Source organism: Microbacterium sp. SORGH_AS_0862 (assembly GCF_030818795.1).
Lineage (GTDB): Bacteria > Actinomycetota > Actinomycetes > Actinomycetales > Microbacteriaceae > Microbacterium.
In genome coordinates this window covers 373,264-389,624 of sequence record NZ_JAUTAY010000001.1, presented here as the reverse complement: position 1 = coordinate 389,624, position 16,361 = coordinate 373,264, and the positions used below count along the sequence as shown (strand labels likewise).

The 16,361-nt window shown below is 70.0% G+C and carries 17 protein-coding genes; 14 read left to right on the top strand and 3 right to left on the bottom strand.

Translation table 11 applies throughout. The annotated features are described in order from the left end of the window. Positions 1-7: 7 nt before the first annotated feature. The 6 genes from pgsA (at position 8) to QE377_RS01870 (ending at position 3,769) form a co-directional block, all read left to right on the top strand. On the top strand, positions 8-592 hold the full coding sequence (pgsA, locus tag QE377_RS01895; RefSeq protein ID WP_307319155.1) for a CDP-diacylglycerol--glycerol-3-phosphate 3-phosphatidyltransferase: 585 nt from the start codon (positions 8-10) through the stop codon (positions 590-592). Continuing rightward, on the top strand, positions 582-1,124 hold the full coding sequence (locus QE377_RS01890; RefSeq protein WP_307319153.1) for a CinA family protein: 543 nt from the start codon (positions 582-584) through the stop codon (positions 1,122-1,124). The genes pgsA and QE377_RS01890 overlap by 11 nt, the downstream gene beginning before the upstream one ends. 140 nt (positions 1,125-1,264) lie before the next feature. Next, on the top strand, positions 1,265-1,573 hold the full coding sequence (locus QE377_RS01885; protein ID WP_137416575.1) for a helix-turn-helix domain-containing protein: 309 nt from the start codon (positions 1,265-1,267) through the stop codon (positions 1,571-1,573). Further along, positions 1,574-1,795 carry a DUF3046 domain-containing protein gene (locus QE377_RS01880; RefSeq protein ID WP_307319150.1) on the top strand — a complete coding sequence of 74 codons (222 nt, stop codon included), beginning with the start codon at positions 1,574-1,576 and terminating at the stop codon, positions 1,793-1,795. Between the two features lie 226 nt (positions 1,796-2,021). Further along, positions 2,022-3,068 (top strand): recombinase RecA, encoded by a 1,047-nt coding sequence (gene recA / locus QE377_RS01875; RefSeq protein ID WP_307319147.1) that lies wholly within the window; start codon positions 2,022-2,024, stop codon positions 3,066-3,068. Further along, positions 3,065-3,769, top strand: coding sequence for a regulatory protein RecX (locus QE377_RS01870; protein WP_307319144.1), 705 nt, complete (start codon positions 3,065-3,067; stop codon positions 3,767-3,769). The genes recA and QE377_RS01870 overlap by 4 nt, the downstream gene beginning before the upstream one ends. Before the next feature lie 10 nt (positions 3,770-3,779). Here QE377_RS01870 and QE377_RS01865 read toward each other — a convergent pair whose 3' ends face one another. After that, the gene (locus tag QE377_RS01865; protein ID WP_307319141.1) at positions 3,780-6,371 is read right to left on the bottom strand and encodes a helix-turn-helix transcriptional regulator; all 2,592 of its coding nucleotides are present in this window, start codon (positions 6,369-6,371) and stop codon (positions 3,780-3,782) included. Positions 6,372-6,698: 327 nt separating this feature from the next. On the opposite strand from QE377_RS01865, the gene QE377_RS01860 reads away from it, so the two are divergent. From QE377_RS01860 to dapF, 8 genes are all read left to right on the top strand, one after another. Beyond that, on the top strand, positions 6,699-7,397 hold the full coding sequence (locus QE377_RS01860; protein WP_307319140.1) for a SipW-dependent-type signal peptide-containing protein: 699 nt from the start codon (positions 6,699-6,701) through the stop codon (positions 7,395-7,397). A 20-nt stretch (positions 7,398-7,417) separates the two neighbouring features. Further along, the gene (locus QE377_RS01855) at positions 7,418-8,038 is read left to right on the top strand and encodes a signal peptidase I (protein ID WP_307319138.1); all 621 of its coding nucleotides are present in this window, start codon (positions 7,418-7,420) and stop codon (positions 8,036-8,038) included. Between the two features lie 10 nt (positions 8,039-8,048). Beyond that, positions 8,049-8,780 carry a hypothetical protein gene (locus QE377_RS01850; protein WP_307319137.1) on the top strand — a complete coding sequence of 244 codons (732 nt, stop codon included), beginning with the start codon at positions 8,049-8,051 and terminating at the stop codon, positions 8,778-8,780. Further along, positions 8,777-10,555, top strand: a complete 1,779-nt coding sequence (locus QE377_RS01845; RefSeq protein ID WP_307319136.1) for a choice-of-anchor G family protein — start codon at positions 8,777-8,779, stop codon at positions 10,553-10,555. The genes QE377_RS01850 and QE377_RS01845 overlap by 4 nt, the downstream gene beginning before the upstream one ends. Positions 10,556-10,632: 77 nt before the next feature. Further along, a complete protein-coding gene (gene miaB / locus QE377_RS01840) occupies positions 10,633-12,177 on the top strand; it encodes a tRNA (N6-isopentenyl adenosine(37)-C2)-methylthiotransferase MiaB (protein WP_307319135.1) in 1,545 nt (514 codons plus the stop codon). Then, positions 12,177-13,088 (top strand): tRNA (adenosine(37)-N6)-dimethylallyltransferase MiaA, encoded by a 912-nt coding sequence (miaA, locus tag QE377_RS01835; protein ID WP_307319133.1) that lies wholly within the window; start codon positions 12,177-12,179, stop codon positions 13,086-13,088. The genes miaB and miaA overlap by 1 nt, the downstream gene beginning before the upstream one ends. A gap of 72 nt (positions 13,089-13,160) precedes the next feature. Further along, positions 13,161-13,532 (top strand): GNAT family acetyltransferase, encoded by a 372-nt coding sequence (locus tag QE377_RS01830; RefSeq protein WP_307325820.1) that lies wholly within the window; start codon positions 13,161-13,163, stop codon positions 13,530-13,532. A 9-nt stretch (positions 13,533-13,541) separates the two neighbouring features. After that, on the top strand, positions 13,542-14,399 hold the full coding sequence (dapF, locus tag QE377_RS01825) for a diaminopimelate epimerase (RefSeq protein ID WP_307319131.1): 858 nt from the start codon (positions 13,542-13,544) through the stop codon (positions 14,397-14,399). Here the strand turns inward: dapF and QE377_RS01820 are convergent. Both QE377_RS01820 and QE377_RS01815 read right to left on the bottom strand, forming a co-directional pair. Continuing rightward, positions 14,396-15,610 (bottom strand): MFS transporter, encoded by a 1,215-nt coding sequence (locus tag QE377_RS01820; protein WP_307319130.1) that lies wholly within the window; start codon positions 15,608-15,610, stop codon positions 14,396-14,398. The genes dapF and QE377_RS01820 overlap by 4 nt on opposite strands. Positions 15,611-15,689: 79 nt before the next feature. Then, positions 15,690-16,331: a class I SAM-dependent methyltransferase gene (locus QE377_RS01815; protein WP_307319129.1), complete on the bottom strand. Its 642-nt coding sequence runs from the start codon at positions 16,329-16,331 to the stop codon at positions 15,690-15,692. Positions 16,332-16,361: the final 30 nt, after the last annotated feature.

Here is a 16,361-nt window from a genome sequence, read left to right as displayed (position 1 = left end):
TCGCATCGTGGCGGTACCCCGACAGCTTCCCAACGCGATCACGATCGTGCGCATCCTGTGTGCGCCGGTCTTCCTCTGGCTGCTGCTGGCCGACGCCGGCGAGGGCGGTGCGATGCGATGGGCGGCGACCGTGCTGTTCGTCGTGGCCATCGCCACGGACGGCATCGACGGCTACCTCGCCCGGCGCTACGAGATCGTCACGGACCTCGGCAAGCTCCTGGATCCGATCGCGGACAAGGCGCTCACGGGGTGCGCCTTCGTGGGTCTGTCGATTCTCGGTGAGCTGCCATGGTGGGTGACCATCGTGGTGCTGGTTCGCGAGGTCGGCATCACCGTGTACCGGTTCGCGGTCGTCAGCGACCACGTACTCGCCGCGGCCTGGATGGGGAAGCTGAAGACGGTCGCTCAGGCCGTCGCGCTCTCTCTCGCGCTCGCGCCGTTGGCCCCGCTGGTCGGGGAGTGGATCCACGTCGTGAACACCGTCACGATGTGGATCGCCGTCATCCTCACGATCGCCAGCGGAATCGACTACGTCATCAGCGAGGTGAGGGGACGCCGGGCGCGCCGTCCGGGAGGCGAACATGTCGGATGAGCGCTTCATGGACGACAGCACGCTCGATGAGCAGACCTCGATCGTCGGGGGGCGACGCACGGACGCGGAGCACATCGTCCAGCGGCTCGGCGAACTCGGGTGGACCATCGGCATCGCCGAATCGCTGACCGGCGGCGAGGTGTGCAGCCAGCTGGTCGCGATCGCCGGCGCATCGAAGGTCGTGCGCGGCGGCATCGTCGCCTACGCCACCGGGCTCAAGCAGAGCCTGCTCGGCGTCGACCAGCTCGTGCTGGAGCTCGGGGGACCGGTGCAGGCGAAGGTGGCGCGTCAGATGGCCGAGGGGGTGCGGGAGGCGGTCGCCGTGGACGGCGTCGGCGCGGATGTCGGCGTCGCGACGACCGGGATCGCCGGACCCACGTCGTCCGACGGTCAGCCGGTCGGTACCGTGTTCGTGGCGGTGTCGACGCCACTGGGCACGAGAGTCGAGCTGCTGCAGCTCGACGGTGACAGGGAACAGATCCGTCAGCGTACTGCGCGGCGCGCGCTGCGCATGGTGCTCGAGGCGCTCTGAGGGAACAGAACGGGTTACCACTGGGTTACGTTGTGCGATTCTCATCCGTCACCCAGCGGCGCGGGATTAGATTGGCCGCACGCACTGTTGTAGCGTTATGCACCCGGTGCACGACGGATTCGGTAAAAGGAGGGCTCGAAATGATCCTGGTACGTCATGAGATCGGCGAAGTCCTTCGTGAGCTCCGCCAGCAGAAGGGCCGCACCCTTCGACAGGTCGCCAGCCGCGCGAGTGTCGCCCTGGGGTATCTGAGCGAGGTCGAGCGCGGGCAGAAGGAAGCCTCGAGCGAGATCCTCGGCGCCGTCGCCGAGGCGCTGGATGTTCCCATCTCCACGATCATGCGCGAGGTCTCTGACCGGCTCTCGGTGCTGGAGGGCATCAACTCCTTCCCGGACGTCGTTCCGGACGAGTTGGTCGCGATGGCCTCTCCCGAACTCTCGCTGCGCTGAATGCGCCGCAGCGAGTTCGATCGCGCCGTCCGAGACGAGTTCGGCCCACGCGGGGCGTATCTGGTCGATGACCTTGTGCTCGGCGGTGCGGGCGATCGCACCGCTGCGCAGGCGTTGGCCGCGGGAGAGCCGACGCGTGACGTGTGGCTCGCCCTCTGCGCGGAGATGGATGTCCCGCCGAACCGGCGGTACGGAGTGGGACGGCTCGAACCGCGTCGATGACGACGGCGTGTCGTCGAAGATCTGTTCGATTCGCGCGTAGTGTTCTGCACAGACGGAGTCCGAGGGATGTCTGTCCACGGATGCGGAGCATCTCGACGCGATGTCGGAGGGCCTGCCTACCGTGGGAGATGTCGCAACGACACGTACGCCTTGCCGCCGCAACCGGACCCTGTGCCGGGTGGAGCGGCAGCCTACAGGCGACCGACATCGAGCAGAAGGAACCCTCATGCCCTCACCCGCAGACCGCGAGAAAGCCCTCGAATCGGCACTCGCCCTGATCGACCGGCAGTTCGGAAAGGGCTCGGTGATGCGACTGGGCAGCGAAGACCGCGCCCCGGTCGAGATCATCCCGACCGGTTCCATCGCGCTGGATGTGGCACTCGGCGTCGGCGGCCTGCCGCGCGGACGCATCATCGAGATCTACGGACCGGAGTCGTCCGGTAAGACCACGCTGACCCTGCACGCGATCGCCAACGCGCAGCGCGCGGGCGGGATCGCCGCGTTCATCGACGCAGAGCACGCGCTCGATCCCGACTACGCCAAGAAGCTCGGTGTCGACATCGACCAGCTCCTGGTGTCGCAGCCCGACACGGGTGAGCAGGCGCTCGAGATCGCCGACATGCTGGTGCGCTCGGGTGCCATCGACCTCGTCGTCATCGACTCGGTCGCCGCCCTCGTGCCCAAGGCGGAGATCGAGGGCGAGATGGGTGACAGCCACGTCGGTCTGCAGGCGCGCCTCATGTCGCAGGCGCTGCGCAAGCTGACGGGTGGTCTGAACCAGACGAAGACCACCGCCATCTTCATCAACCAGCTCCGCGAGAAGATCGGTGTGTTCTTCGGATCGCCGGAGACGACCGCGGGTGGAAAGGCGCTCAAGTTCTACGCGTCGGTCCGCCTGGACATCCGTCGTATCGAGACGCTGAAGGATGGCACGGAGGCGGTCGGTAACCGCACCCGCGTCAAGGTCGTCAAGAACAAGATGGCGCCGCCCTTCAAACAGGCGGAGTTCGACATCCTGTTCGGCACCGGCATCTCCCGTGAGGGGAGCCTCATCGACTTCGGTGTCGACCAGGGCATCGTGAAGAAGTCCGGTTCCTGGTTCACCTACGACGGCGAGCAGTTGGGACAGGGCAAGGAGAACGCCCGCAACTTCCTGCGCAACAACGCCGACGTCGCCGCGGAGATCGAGCAGAAGATCAAGACCAAGCTCGGTATCGGTCCCGTCGTAGAGGCATCGGTCGAAGACGAGCTGGCTCAGCGACGCCCGGCATGACCCCCGAGGACGACCGGGGCGAGGCGGACGCCCTCGCCCCGGTGATCCCACTCTTCGGGGCACGCTCGGCTGACGCCGCGAGTACTCGCGGGGAGTCGGTCTCGCGGGGGCGCGGCCCGTTCTTCGCCCTCGACCCGGAAAGCGCGGGGGACGCCCCGGCGGCCGATGTCTCGCACGATGCCGACACCGATCCCGAGGTGGATGATGCGGCGCTCGCGCAGGCAGCGTCCGACGCGTTGCTGCGCAAGCTCCGGTCGCGCTCGCTCTCCGAGCGAGAAGCTCGCACCTTCCTCGCTCAGCGCGATCTGTCGCGCGACGCCGTCGAAGAGATCGTGGCGGACTTCCTCCGCCTGTCGTATCTCGACGATGCGGCCCTGGCTGAACAGCTGGTGCACGTCGGCGTCTCCCGGAAGGGCGAAGGGCGCGTTGCGATCGCGCAGGCGATGGCGCGCCGCGGCGTTCCGCGCGACGTCGCCGATGCCGCACTGGGCGCGGTGGGCGACGATGACGCCGAGCGCGCTCTGGAGTTCGCACGGCGTAAAGCGGCCTCGATCGGCGGTCGCGACGACGACGCCGCACTGCGCCGACTCGTCGGGCAGCTCGCTCGCCGCGGCTACCCGTCGTCGGTCGCGATGACCGCGGCGCGACAGGCGCTCGCGGAGGCGCGGCGTCCGGCGGCCCGCGGCCCGCGCTTCGACTGAACGGTTCAGGTCAGGCGGTCGGTGCCGCGCGCCACGGATCGTTCTGCGGTGACAGTCCGCGCGTGACGAAACGGCCGAGCTCGCGACGCGTGCGCGCGCCGACCTTCCTCCGTGCCTGGAAGATATGGGACTCGACCGTTCGCACCGACAGGAACAACCGGTTCGCGATGTCGCGATTGCTCATCCCCTCGTCGATCAGATGGGCGATCTCGCGCTCACGTCGGGTCAGGACGACGAGGGTCCTCTTCATGCTCGACGTGACCGGCGCCGTCGTCGCCCCGGCCCCCGGCGTCGAGCCTGCCCACGCGACCGTGCGTCGCAGGAGGTCGAGAGTGTCCGTCGCGGCCCCTTCGCCGGAGCTGCGGGCGAGCACGGCGAGACTCGCGACAATGGCGGCGTCCGACCCCGCCGCCGCAGCTGTGATCTCGCGTCGCATCCGGTCGGGCTCGATTCCCAGCACGATCGCGCGGTAGAGGTCTCTCACCCGCACGGGTGGAGCGTTGAACCGAGTGGAGAGGTCGAGAGCGCGTCGCGCAGCGTCGCGCGCGAGATCGGTCCGCCCCGCGGCGAGGGAGACCACGCTCTCGGTCGCCGCGAAGGATTGCTCGAGAACCGGAGAGCCTGTGCCCCACACCGCGCCTATCCGAGCGAGGATCTCCTCCGCCATGTCGACGCGACCGTGCAACGCCAGGAGATGCGCGATGCACAGCTTCAGGAAGGGAACCAGCGGATCCTGCGGAGCCGGGTGGAGCCGACGTCGCGCCATCCGTACTTCCGTCACTGCCGCGTCGGCGTCGGCATCGAGCGCCAGGGCCAGCGCGGTCGCGAGCCCGGTGAGCGCGGCGAGTCGCCGACAACCGGTGCGCACGGCCAGTCGTCTCAGTTCGGCGATATGCGGGCCCAGTGGTGTCGGGTCCTCGCCCACGATCTGTGCGGCCATGAGAGCGCTGCAGAGAAGCGAGGCGCGGGCGATACCGTCGACCGGCCCGTCGTGATCCGTGTCCAGGACCAGTCGGACGCGTTCCATCTCGCGCCGCGTCGCGCCGCCGTCGCCGCGCATGGCGGTGGCCAGGACGAGAGTCATCAGGGCGCGGACGCGGACCCCGACCTCTGCTGGAGCATCGACGATGACCGCCTCCGCTGCGCGGACCCCGTCCTCCCACCGCATCTCGGCGGTCGCTCGTTGCGCCTCGAGGAGTCGGTGCTCCAGGTACTCCGCTGCAGAGTTCTCTGCGCCGGTGGCCGTATCCGCGAGAGCTCGCTGGAGTTCATCCGCCGCCGTGTGCCGGCTGAGGGCCGCAAGGCGAGCCCGGAGCATCACCGCGCGGACGCGAGCCGTGCCCGACACCGCGCCGACCGAGCGCGGCGCGTTCACTGCGTCGGCGAGCATCGTCCGCGCACAGAAGTGCTCGACCCGCAAGCGTTCCGAGTCGCCGCCTTCCAGTCCCAGTGCGGCGTACGCCGCGGCGATTCCGTAGTCCTCGTGATCGTTGGCGCTGCGCGCCGCGCCGACGAGCACCTCCTCCCTGGTCTCCGAGGCGAGCGCGGCTGCCGCGTGCGGATGAAGGAACAGCTGAGACGCGACGGCATTGGCGAGTGCTTCGTCCACCGGCTCTCCCGCACGGGGCAGGAGATCAGCGACGCTGCGGTCGGCCAGAGCGATCGCGTATTCTCCGCCCAGTCGACGCGCTGCCGCGCGGGCGAGAGGCGTCACGGCGTGCAGACGACGCACGGCTGATCCGTCCTCGGTGAGGAACCCGCTGGCGAGGAGACCGTCGAGCGAGGCTCGTCCGACGCAGCGTACAGCGTCGCCGTAAGGGAGACCCGGCGCGCGATCGATGAGGACGAGCGTGCGCATTCGGTCCACGTCCAGCTCGCGTATGTGCGCGTCGGCCGCCGCGGAGAGTCCACCCTGCGCGGGGGCCGATCGGATCGCCTCCAGCGGGTCTACGTCGGATTCGACGGCGGCCACGGCCGTCCGGGTCAGCTCGCGCAGGAGGGTGCGGGAGCCGTTTCCCTGCCAGACGATCGCCTCCGTCGTGATCTGATCCAGCAGTCCGCGGGACAGGCGGTCCACGATGATGCGCGCCCGCCGCTCCGAGACGGGCTTGAGGTCGATGCGCTGCGCGAAGCCGCGCAGCCAGAGATCGAGGATGGTCGTCGTCGCCGCACCTGCACCCGCCCCATCGGCGACGCGCGGGACCGAGAGCGCGAACAGCACGACTGCTCGCCGTGCGTAGACAGCGCGGGACAGGGCCGTCACCGATGCCTCGTCCAGATCCTGCGCATCATCGACCAGCACGACGGTGCCCGCGGGCGTTGCACCGCGGCGGACGAGTTCGGCCCGCTCGTCGTTGGCCGCATCGAGCGCCTCAAAGGGAACGTCGGCGGGAAGAGGAGCGGGGTGAAGGAGCAGCGGCTGGCATCCTCGCTCGACCAGGCGTTCCCCCAGTCGACGCGTCAGCACGGTCTTCCCGGTGCCGAGCGGGCCGGCGACGACGACGCTGACCCCGGCCTCGATCGATTCCGCCGCCTCGTCCAGCTCCCGCCGATCCCCGGATTCCGTTCCGGATGCGGCGTCATCCGCTGTCTCGTCTCGCACGGCTCTCCCCCCAGGACACCGGATATGGCGGGCGCCGGGGATGCATCAACTCCGACGCTCGCCCTCCACGATACCGAGGCCGGCGGGCTCGGCAACCGAGGTGCCGCTGAGGCCACTACGCAATTGTCGTGCCGGCACTACGCAGAGCGGATCTGCGGGGCGGCAGCCGAGGCCTCTCCGATACCGGCGGACTGCGCAGCCCAGTACCGGCATCCACCCGCTCCGGGCGACAGCCCCGCAGGTCGCGTCTTAGCGTCCGGAGTGGATCTGCGGGTCTCCCGGACGCGACGACGCTTCCGGCGCACACACGAAGAGGTTGGGGTCGAAATGCAGACGCAAGACAAGCGCAGCCAGACGCGGCGCAAGGTGTTCGCGATCACGGCGGGAGCGGCAGCCCTCGGGCTCGGCGTCACCGCGACTGTCGCGGCTTGGACGGACACCGAGTGGGTGTTCGGCGGCGATGGCGCGGGCGGTCCGGGGGTGGGGACATCGACCTTCTCCGTCCAGCAGAACACCGTCGCCCCGTTCGGGGCGGGCACCTGGACGGATGAAGCGGACAACCCGGGCGGAGAGATCGTCTTCGAGAACACCGGCATCGACGCGACAGCGCTCACGCCCGGAGACAGCGTGTACGCGCAGGTGGCCTTGCGCACGTCCACGACATCCGTCGCCGGCGACGTCGACCTGCAGCCGGCCGTTCCGGCCGCAGGCATCGCCGCAGACGATCCCGCCGGCCTCCTGTTCGCCGCGCTGGACGTCCGCGTCGTGACCGACGACGCCGCCTTCACCTGTGATGCCTCCGCCTTCAGCGGCGCCCCCGGTGCGCCCGCTCTCATCGCCGACGGCCCGCTCGCCACCACCGGCGGTTCTGCCGCGCAGGCTCTCGCGGCGGCCGCGGGCTCCGTCCAGTACTACTGCTTCGAGGTCACCCTGCCCGACCCGGTCCCGCTGGCCGGTGGCGCGACGATCGACGACTACATGGGCCTGTCGATCGCGCCCGCCTGGGAGTTCCAGGCCGAGTCCTGAGCGAGCAGGACACGACCGCCATGACGACCGCACCCCGTCGCTCACGCGCGACGCTCATCGCCTCCGCCGGCGACGACGGGGCCGGGGCGGAGCCTGCGGGCTCCGCCCCGGAGCGGCCGCGCCGCTTCCGTGATGCCCTGCTCGCCGCTCTGGGCGTCCTCGGCGCTCTCACGCTGCTCTGGCTCGCGGTGTCCTCGATCCTGTCGCTGTCGGTCATCGTCTTCGTCACGGGGTCGATGAGTCCGACGATGCCTACAGGCGCTGCTGCGGTGGTGCAGCGGGTCGCCGCCGCCGAGCTGAAGGTCGGAGACGTCGTGACGGTCCTGAAGGAGGACGGCGTGACGCCGGTCACCCACCGCATCGTCGAGATCGACGACGTCGCGGGACGGCCGTCCGCGCGGGAGCTCACCCTCCGTGGAGACGCGAATTCGTTCGTGGACTCCGCGCGCTACATCGTCGAGGAGGCGCCGCGCGTCCTCGTCTCCACCCCGTACGCGGGGTGGGTCATCATCTGGGCCAAGTCGCCTCTCGTCAGCATCGCCCTGGCCATCGGTCTCGCCGCGGCGATCGCCTGGGCGCTGTGGCCCTCCGCATCCCGCCCGCCGCGCGGAGATCCGGATGCGGCCGTTGTTCGAGACTGAGGAGTTGTCCGTGTCACAGGTCTTCCCACCCGCGTGGCGACGATCGGTCGGCGTGCTCGTCGCCGTTCTGTCCGCTGCGCTCATGGTCGCCGGCGGGGTGCTGCTGGCCGCCAGGGCCAACGCCGCACTGATCGATGTTCCGCCCACTGGCGCTCCGGGACGCCTCGTCCTGTCGAGCGAGCCCTATCCCGCGGAGTTCCTCGACATCAGTCCCGGGGAAGCAGCGTTCTGGCAGGTGGGAGCACGTCTCGAGGATGCTTCGCGCGCGACCCTCGCCCTGGAACTGCGCAAGGAGGGTGAGCTGGTGGAGCACCCGCGCGGGCTGACGATGTCGGTCGCCGTCTGCGACGTGCCATGGAGTTCGCTCGATTCGGCGCCCGTCTGCGCGTCGGGCGAACGAGCCGTCGCCGTCGCCACCCCGGCGGACGACTTCACCGCCTCCTCTCCTGTCTTCGAGCTGCGCCCGCTCACGCCCACCTCTCCCGAGTACCTGCTCGTCACGTTGTCGGTCGACGACGACGCGGCAGCGCGCGCGGACACGACTCTCATGGGGCTCACGGGGCGCATGGGCGTCGGTCTGACCGCCGTGGCGGTGGACCGGCCCGCTGACCCCCCGGGCGCGGGAGGGCTGGCGACCACCGGCGCGGATGCGGGAATGCTGCTGGCCGTCGCCGCCATCGCGGCAGGGCTCTTGGGCTTCGGCGCGGCACTGCGGCTGAGCCGTCAGGAGGCGGGGGCATGAACACGCGGAGACTGGTGCCGTTGTCGGTCGCTGCGTCGACCGCTCTTCTGATTCCGTCGAGCATCACCGCGACGTCGGCGTCGTGGACGGACGCCGAGTGGGTCCACGCGGACGACGTCGGCACGTCGTCGCTGATCTGCGGCCAGGACAGCGGGTTCGAAGCGACCTCCTACGGACGCTTCCTGTCGGGAAGCCTTCTCGGAACGAGCCTCGATCCGGTGGCCGATCTCGAGCAGATGACACTGGCACTCGACGAGGACGGGGCGGATATCTCGCCCGCGGATGCGGTCGATCTCGGCTCCATGCCGCCCTCGAGCTATGTCTATGCCAATCCCTTCGACCTCTCGCTGCTGAGCATCGTCGGTGTGAATCTGACCGGATTCTCCGTCCCGCTCCCCGGGGCCGCGCTGGGTGCGGCGAACCAGTACTCCCGCGTCGACACCTTCGGCTCGGCCGCAGGGGCGTCCGGTCTCATCAACAACTCCGGGGCCGTGCAGGTGTCGGGCACGACGCCTCCCGCGGATCTGCCTTCGCCCGCGACAGTGCGCATCGGGCAGCTCCTCCCGTCGATCGCCGGCATCGCCGACGCCCAGCTGCAGGTGGGAGCGGTCGCTGCGAGTTCTGTCCTCGACGGATGCGCGGCGCTGCGCGAGCAGCTGTGGGGCATCGCGCCGGTGACGCCGGTCGCGACGCGCGCGTACGGCATCGCGGGACTGGGGCTGAGGCTGGACTCCCCGGCGGTCTCCGCGCTCGTGACGAACGTCAATTCCGGGGTCAGCTCGATACAGGCGGCGGTGGACTCGCTGACCGGTTCCTCAGGTGTGCTCTCGAACGCGCTCGGAGCAGGACTCGACCTGGCGCTTCCCGGTGTGCTCACGACCTCGGTCGGCGGGACGGTCACCGTCACAGGACTGAATCTCGCGAACTCGGTGAGCGGATTGCTCACGACGCCCCTCACCGATGGTGTCGTGACGGTCGACCTGCAGTCCGGCCGGATCGATGTCGATCTGGATGCGCTGCTGCCCTCGCTGAACAACGCGGCACCCAACACCGAGGTCGTGCTGAACAACACCGTCCTCAACCCCATCGTGACCAGAGTCGGCACTCTCCTGAACAACTGGAGTTCGCAGGTCGTCGCCGCCTTGACCGCCGCTGTGCGTGCCGCCACTCTGACCATCGATCTGGATGCCGTCGTCGCGGCGCCGGGCGTCACCGTCCCCTCGGTTCCGCCGCTGCCTCCCGTGGTGCTGCCCGGCCTGAACGTGCTCAACGTGGGCATCGACTTCACAGGCACGATCGGAGCCGTGCTGGACGGCACGGCGGCCTTCACGGTCTCCGCCGCTGCGGCGGGCGTGACGGGGCCGATCAACACCCTTCTCGCCGCATTGGGGCTGCCGACGGTGTCCTCGCTCATCTCCACCGTGACGGCGCTCGGGCCGACGTTGGTGACAGTGGCGGCCAATTCGATCACGACCACGGTGCTCGCCGCGATCACGACGCTGGGCACCACGCTCTCGACCGCGGTCAACGCCGTCCTCACCGCGGTGGGGAGCGTGGTCAACGCCCTGCCGTCCGTCCTTTCGATCATGGTCAACGTGCAACCCGACCAGGCGAACGCCCCTCCGGGCGTCGGCTACATCGCCGCGGGGCCCGATTCGACCGCGCAGTACCGCGTCTCGGCCCTGCGCCTCGGACTCGCGCCGTTCGCCACCCCCGCGAGCATCGCGACCGTCACTCTGGGCACGGCATCGGCGGGACCGGTGGCCGCTCCCTGAGCGCGGGGATGCGGGAGACGGCGCCACGTGTCCCGCATCCCTCCGGGCGGGAGCGCGAACGTAGAATGGCTCCCATCATGACGATCCCCTCGAGCGCTCCGACCCTCATCGCCGCCTCGCCCGCCGCGCTCGACGCCGACGGCCGCGCGCGGACCTACGAGGTGCGCACCTTCGGCTGCCAGATGAACGTGCACGACTCCGAGCGCCTCTCGGGATCGCTGGAGTCGGCGGGCTACGTTCCCGCGGAGCCGGGTACCGAGGCAGACGTGGTCGTGATCAACACGTGCGCCGTGCGCGACAACGCCGCAGGCAAGCTCTACGGCACCCTCGGGCACCTGAAGTCCCGCAAGAGCACACATGCGGGGATGCAGATCGCCGTCGGGGGCTGCCTGGCGCAGATGGACAAGCAGACGGTCGTCGAGAAGGCGCCGTGGGTCGACGTCGTCTTCGGAACCCACAACATGGGCTCGCTGCCGAAGCTCCTCGAGCGGGCGCGGCACAACGAGGAGGCCGAGCTCGAGATCCTCGAGTCCCTCGATGTCTTCCCGTCGACGCTGCCCACGAAGCGCGACAGCGTGTACAGCGGTTGGGTCTCCATCTCGGTGGGGTGCAACAACACCTGCACGTTCTGCATCGTGCCGAGCCTGCGCGGCAAGGAGAAGGACCGTCGCCCGGGCGACATCCTGAGCGAGATCCGCCTGCTCGTCGACGACGGCGCGATCGAGGTGACGCTGCTCGGACAGAACGTGAACTCGTACGGGGTCGAGTTCGGCGATCGCCAGGCGTTCGGCAAGCTTCTGCGCGCCGCGGGAGAGATCGAGGGACTCGAACGGATCCGCTTCACGAGCCCCCACCCCGCCGCGTTCACGGACGACGTCATCGACGCGATGGCCGAGACTCCCGCCGTCATGCCGCAGCTGCACATGCCGCTGCAGTCCGGGAGCGACCGCATCCTCAAGGCCATGCGCCGTTCCTACCGTTCGGAGCGCTTCCTCGGCATCCTCGATCGGGTGCGCGCGCGGATCCCGAACGCCGCCATCTCCACCGACATCATCGTCGGCTTCCCCGGTGAGACCGAGGAGGACTTCCAGGAGACCCTGCGGGTCGTCGAGCAGGCGCGGTTCGCGAGCGCCTTCACCTTCCAGTACTCGATCCGCGAGGGCACCCCCGCCGCAACGATGGCGGACCAGGTGCCGAAGGAGGTCGTGCAGGAGCGTTACGAGCGCCTCGTCGCCCTTCAGGAGCGCATCAGCCTCGAGGAGAACCAGAAGCAGGTGGGTCGCCGTCTCGACGTGCTCGTCTCGGCAGGTGAGGGCAAGAAGGATGCGGCCACGCGCCGTCTCACCGGACGCGCCGAGGACAACAGGCTCGTGCACTTCGAGGTGCCCGAGGCCTCGCCGGTGCCGCGCCCCGGTGACGTCGTCTCGGTCGTCGTGACCCACGCGGCTCCCTTCCACCTCCTGGCGGATTCGCCCGACGGTGCTCCGCTCGTGATCCGTCGCACCCGTTCGGGTGACGCGTGGGACCGCGCGGAGGCCGACTCCTGCGGTGTGCCCGCACCCGCGGGCTCCGGCCCGAAGGCGGTCTCCCTGGGGCTGCCGTCGCTTCGTCGGGAGCAGTGATGTCCGCGCCCCGGCTGTGGATCGTGGCCGGGGCCACCGGCACCGGAAAGACCGGGATCTCGCTCGCGCTGGCCGAGGAGCTCGGCGCACGGGGGCGTGCGGCGGAGATCGTCAACGCGGACGCCATGCAGCTGTATCGCGGCATGGACATCGGAACGGCGAAGCTCCCCGTCGCGGAGCGCCGAGGCATCCCGCACCATCTCTTCGACGTGCTCGAGGTGACCGAGGAAGCCGCCGTGGCGGAGTACCAGCTGCGCGCCCGGCAGGCGATCGAGTCGATCAACGCCCGTGGTGCCGACGCGATCCTCGTCGGAGGCTCGGGGCTGTACGTCTCCGCGGTCGCCTACGATTTCCGCTTTCCGCCGCGGGACGAAGCGCTGCGCCAGGCGTTGGAGGCGGAGTTGGACGAGCTCGGCCCCGGAGTGCTGTATGAGCGCCTCCGCGCTGTGGACCCGGTCACGGCCGAACGCGTCGATCCGCACAACGGGCGGCGGATCGTGCGGGCGCTCGAGATCCTGGCGCAGGGTGCCGCGACGCACGGTGCCGCGCTGCCCGAAGATCCACGCCTCTGGCACCCGCGCACGAACCTGCTGATCGCGCACGAGGAGCGCGACGTGCTCGTGCCGAGGCTGGACGCCCGCGTCGATCAGATGTGGCGCGACGGCCTCCTCGACGAGGTCGCAGCCCTGCGCGCACGGGGACTCGACGGCGGCGTCACGGCGCGGCGGGCCATCGGCTACGCGCAGGCTCTCGGGGAGCTCGACGGCCGGCTGAGCCGGGAGGAGGCGATCGCGCAGACACAGGCGCTCACCCGGCGATACGCGAGGCGCCAGGTGTCCTGGTTCCGCCGCTACACCGCCGCCCGCCGTGTCACCGCGGGTACGGCGGTCGCGGATATCGTCGAAGCGTGACGACGCTTCGTATCCGCCCCTTCGCCACCCGCCGACACGGAGTCCGTCGTCGCGCTCTGGCGCGAGGCGGGGCTGACCCGACCGTGGAACGACCCCTACCGCGACATCGAACGCAAGCTCACCGTGCAACCCGAGCTGTTTCTCGTCGCGGTGCGCGAGGAGCGCGTCCGCGGCTCGGTCATGGCGGGCTACGACGGTCACCGCGGCTGGCTGTACTACCTGGCTGTCGATCCTGCCGACAGGGGGACGGGAATCGGCCGTCGGCTCGTGCGAGAGGCAGAAGAGCGGCTGTCAGCCATGGGATGCCCGAAGGTCCAGCTCATGGTCCGGCCCGAGAATGCTCGCGCGCGCGGGTTCTACGCGGCCCTCGGGTACGAAGATGTCGACACCTGGGTCACCGGCAAGCGGCTGATCGCCGACGAACCGGCCCCGCCCCGCCCGTAGACTGGCGGCATGTCGCGCACGCTCTCGTTCACCAAGGGCCACGGAACCGGGAACGACTTCGTGATCCTGTCCGATCCGGACGGAGAACTCGATCTCAGCGACGACCAGATCGCTGTCCTCTGCGATCGTCGGTTCGGCATCGGTGCGGACGGACTCCTGCGCGTCGTGCGTTCAGCGCGGATCCCGGAGGGAGCCGATGCCGCGCGGGTCGGTGCCGAGTGGTTCATGGACTACCGCAACGCGGACGGCTCGAAGGCCGAGATGTGCGGCAACGGCACGCGCGTGTTCGCGCGCTTCCTCGAGGAGCAGAACCTCGCGTCGCTCGACGCGCCGCTGCGCATCGGCACCCGTGCCGGTGTCAAGACGCTCACGCGCAGCGAACGCGGCTTCGAAGTCGATCTGGGGGAGTGGATCGTCGACGAGTCCGACGTGCTCGTGCGTGCCCGCGGCCTGGATGTGGCGCGTCCGGGCCAGCCGGTGGATGTGGGCAATCCCCACGTCGTCGTGGCGCTGTCCTCCGAGGCCGAACTGGAAGCGCTCGACCTGACGGTGCAGCCCCTGCTCGACCCTCAGCCGCCCGCCGGTGCGAACATCGAGTTCGTCGTTCCGAGCGACCCCCTCGTCGTGGGTGGCGTGGGCGGCATCCGGATGCGGGTCTTCGAGCGGGGCGTCGGCGAGACGCTCAGCTGCGGCACCGGCGTGGCCGCCGCAGCGCTCGCGGTGCGCCACTGGGCAGGCCCGGCCGCGCCCGAGGCGTGGGTCGTGGACGTGCCCGGCGGTACGCTGGGCGTTCGCATGCATGACGGGCACGTGCTGCTGTCGGGGCCCGCGTCACTGGTCTTCCACGGCGAGGTGACGCTCGCCTAGCGGGATGCGGGGCGTGCTCCGCCCCTCGCGGACGCGGCGCCCACCACACCCATCACGAGCAGGACGAGCGTCGCCGTGACCACGGGCGCGAACCCCGCGGCGGCTCCCAGGTTCTGCGCGAGGAGCCCGGACAGTGCGGAGCCCGCGGCGATGCCGAGCACGATGCCGCTGGTGGTGAGGGTCAGCAGGATGCCGGCGCGCCCTTCGTCGGCGGCGTCGCCCACGACACGGAAGATCGTCAGCAGCAGGGGACCCTGGAACGCGCCGGCGACGAGTCCCGCGCCGATGATCCAGACGACGTCGTCGGCGACGAGCATGAGCGACGCGCCCAGGGTCATGCCGCAGGCGGCCACGCTCCATCGTGTCCAGGTGCCGATCCGCTCGGGGACCAGCACCATCGACAGCGTCGTGATCGCCGAGCCCACCGCCATGACGGCGTACAGGAGCGCACCCGCATCCGGGATGCCGATGCGTTCCGCGAAGGCGGTGAGACCCGTCTGGCTCGCGCCGAAGAACGTGCCCATCGCCAGCATTCCGACCAGCGCGGTGACCAGCAGGGTCCGGCGCCGGGCGGGGGCTGCTGCCCGCGGCGGCGCCTGTCGCCGCCGCGGCACGCTTCGGTGCGTGCGGTGCACGGCGAACTGCGTCGCGAAGGCGACCACGAGCGCGCCGGCGAGCAGCGTGGCCGCCTGCGGTGACACGAACGCGGCGGTGAGGCCCACGATGGCGGGTCCGAAGATGTAGGAGATCTCGTCGACGACGCCCTCGAAGGCGAACGCGGTCGGCAGATCGTCCGGCGCGAGCGAGAGCCACCGTGTGCGGGAGAACGCGCCGACCTGCGGAAGGCTCAGCCCGATCCCGGCGGCAAGAGCGACGGTCCCGGCGTCGGAGACGTGCCCTGCGCCCCACGTCAGGACGAGGAGCAGTGCGACGTGCACGACGACGCCGACGAGGAGCACCGGACGTTGCCCGATGCGGTCGGCGATCGCCCCGGAGGAGGGAGCGCCCACGGCCTCGCCGATCGCGGCTGCTGCGGCGGCGAAGCCGCCGACGGCGATCGACCCCGTGGCAGAGGTCACGAGCGTCAGGACGGCGAGCGGGACCATCGACAGGGGAAGGCGGCCCAGGCTCGTGGCGACGAGATAGTCCCAACCCGCGATGCGCGGCAGGGCGCGGTACGAGCGGATGCCGACGGAGGAGGAAGAGGGCATGGGGGAACTCCGATCGGCGCATCCCCCGCCCGAACTGCGCCCTCAGCCCGTCAGTCGTTGTGAGGCGAGCGTATCACCGTCAGGGCAACGTGATGGGAGCGGTCGCCTCGGCTCCGTGGCGACGGATTTTGAGCACGCGGAAACCGCGTGCCGTCGCTGTGCGGTGCACGCTGAAGCCGGCGGGAAAGGATGCGGCGAGCCAGCGCTGCAGCGAATCGGCGCCGAGGTTGCGGGCGACGACGAGCCACGCGTCCGAGCGCTCGTCCAGTCGGGGGATCCACCGTTCGAGCATGCCGTGCAGTTCGTTCTTGCCGACACGGATCGGGGGGTTCGAGCGGATGGTCCGGAAGGCGATGTCCTCGGGAACATCATCGGGGGTCACAGCGTTGACATTCGTGAGGCCGAGGTTCTGCGCGTTGCGGCGGACGAGATCGAGGGCGCGCTGGTTGACATCGACAGCCCACACCGTGGCGTGTGGCGACGAGAGTGCCAGCGAGATCGATATCGGTCCCCAGCCGCATCCGAGGTCGAGGAAGTGGCCGCCGGCGGGAGGCGGCGGCGTGTTGCCCAGCAGCACCGCGGTGCCCGCATCCAGTCGATCCGGGCTGAACACTCCGCCGGCCGTCGTCACGTCGATGTCGCGACCGGCCACGGTGACACGAATGGTGCGGAGGTTCTCGGGACTGGCGGGTGACGCGGTGAAGTAGTGGTCACTCCCCATACACGAAGCGTAGCGGTAAGTCTCCGAAGG